This is a genomic window from Halorhodospira neutriphila (genome assembly GCF_016584055.1).
Lineage (GTDB): Bacteria > Pseudomonadota > Gammaproteobacteria > Nitrococcales > Halorhodospiraceae > Halorhodospira > Halorhodospira neutriphila.
The window spans coordinates 1-2,305 of the sequence record NZ_NRSH01000203.1; the positions used below are offsets into that span (position 1 = coordinate 1).

Genomic DNA, 2,305 nt, shown 5'->3' on the forward strand with positions numbered 1-2,305 from the left:
CGAGCCTGGTGCGCGAGGTGGCCGCCCTCGGCGGCGACGTCTCGCGCTTCGTCCACCCCGAGGTGGCGCAGGCCCCGGCTAGCGGGCAGCGGCCTCGCTCAGCGCTGGCAGCGGGGGCAGAGCCACGTGCTGCGCTGGGCGATCCGCAGCCGGCGCAGGGCGCCGCCGCAGGACGGGCACGCCCCGCCGCCGTAGACCGCGAGCTCCAGCGCGAAGTAGCCGGGCTGCCCGGCGCCGTCGGTGAAGTCGCGCAGGGTCGTGCCGCCGGCCGCCACGGCCGCCTCGAGGACCGCCCGCAGCGCCGCGGCGAGGCGCCGGTAGCGCTGCCGGGAGATCCGGCCGGCGGCGCGGTCGGGGCGGATCCCGGCGCGGTAGAGGGCCTCGTTGGCGTAGATGTTGCCGACGCCAACGACGGTCCGGGCGTCCATCAGGAAGGCCTTGACGGCGAGCCGCCGCCCCCGGGCGCGGCGGTAGAGGTGGTCGCCGTCGAAGGCGGGGCCGAGGGGCTCCGGGCCGAGCGCCCGCAGCCGCGGGTGCTCCGCCGGGTCGCCGGCGCCGGGCAGGAGGCTGCCGAAGCGCCGCGGATCGGTCAGGCGCAGCCGGTCGCCGCCGTCGAGCTCGAGGTCGACGTGGTCGTGCCGGCCGGCCGGCTCCGCCGCGCCGGCCAGGCGCAGGCTCCCGGACATCCCCAGGTGGAGCAGCAGCCAGCCCGCCTCCAGCCGGAGGATCAGGTACTTGCCGCGCCGCTCCAGGGCGGTGATGGCCTGCCCGGCCACCTGCTCGCCGAGCCCCGCCGGGACGGGGTAGCGCAGCCGCGGCTCGCGGACGGTGGCGCCGCGCAGCCGCCGCCCCGTCAGCAGGGGGGCGAGGCCGCGGCGGGTCGTCTCGACCTCCGGCAGCTCGGGCATCGGCGGGGCTCCTCCTCCCTCAGGGGCTCGGGCGAGCGCTACAATATCGCTCTATGAGCCAGGAGCCGTCCACCACCGCCCCGGGCGCCGGCGAGGCGCCGATCTGGATCGGCGTCGACACCGGCGGGACGTTCACGGACTTCACGGTCCTCGAGCCGGAGCGGCTGCGGATCCACAAGGTCCTCTCCACCCCCGAGCGCCCGGAGGAGGCCATCGTCCAGGGGATCCGCGAGCTCGGCCTCGAGGGCCGGCCCCTGCGCCTCGTCCACGGCTCCACGGTGGCCACCAACGCGGTGCTCGAGGGCAAGGGGGCCGAGGTGGCGCTGATCACCAACCGCGGCCTCGGCGACCTGCTCGCCCTCGGCCGCCAGGGCCGCGACCGGCTCTACGAGCTCGACCCGCAGCCGGCGGCGCCGCCGGTCCCGCCGCAGCGCTGCATCGAGACCGGCGGCCGGCTCGCCGCCGACGGCTCGCTCGTCGAGCCGCTCACCGAGGCCGACCTCGCCGAGGTGCGCCGCGCCCTCGAGCGCCTGCGCCCCGAGGCGGTGGCCATCAACCTGCTCTTCTCCTTCCTCGACCCGGGCCTCGAGCAGCGGCTCGCCGAGGCGGTCCCCGAGGGGATCTTCGTCAGCCGCTCCGCCGAGGTCCTGCCGGAGTACCGGGAGTACGAGCGGGGCATCGCCACCTGGCTCAACGCCTACGTCGGCCCGCGCATGGACGGCTACCTGCAGCGCCTCCAGGCGCGGCTGCCGGGCGCCGAGATCACCGTCCTGCAGAGCTCCGGCGAGCGCGTCGACGCCGCCCGGGCCGGCCGGCTCGCCGCCCGGCTGCTGCTCTCGGGCCCGGCCGGCGGGCTCACCGGGGGGCGCTTCGTCGGCGCCTGCGCCGGCGAGCACCGGCTGCTCAGCTTCGACATGGGCGGCACCTCCACCGACGTGGCCGTGATCGACGGCGAGCCGCAGCTGACCACCGAGGGGCGGATCGGGCGCTACCCGGTGGCCGTCCCCATGGTGGACATGCACACCATCGGCGCCGGCGGCGGCTCGATCGCCCGGCTCGACGCCGGCGGGGCGCTGCAGGTCGGCCCCGAGTCGGCGGGGGCCGAGCCGGGGCCGGCGTGCTACGGCCGCGGCGGCGGCGAGGCCACCGTCACCGACGCCCACCTCGTCCTCGGCCGCCTGCCGGCGGCGAGCGCCCTCGGCGGCGGGATGGCCCTCGACGCCGAGGCCGCCCACGGGGCCCTGGCGCGGCTCGGCGAGGCCCTCGGCACCACGGCCGAGGAGGCCGCCGCCGGGGTCGTCCGCCTCGCCGACGAGCACATGGCGCAGGCCCTGCGGGTCGAGCCCCCGCTCGACGGAGATCACCCGCAGGCGTTCACCTTGCTGAGCTTCGGCGGC

Annotated in this window: 2 protein-coding genes; one reads left to right on the forward strand and one right to left on the reverse strand. The window is 78.0% G+C overall.

Features of this window, described 5'->3' with window-relative positions:
* Positions 1–98: 98 nt before the first annotated feature.
* On the reverse strand, positions 99–908 hold the full coding sequence (gene mutM, locus CKO13_RS11710; RefSeq protein WP_200261240.1) for a bifunctional DNA-formamidopyrimidine glycosylase/DNA-(apurinic or apyrimidinic site) lyase: 810 nt from the start codon (positions 906–908) through the stop codon (positions 99–101).
* 53 nt (positions 909–961) lie between these two features.
* On the opposite strand from mutM, the gene CKO13_RS11715 reads away from it, so the two are divergent.
* A partial coding sequence (locus CKO13_RS11715; protein WP_200261242.1) for a hydantoinase/oxoprolinase family protein occupies positions 962–2,305 on the forward strand: 1,344 nt, incomplete at its 3' end.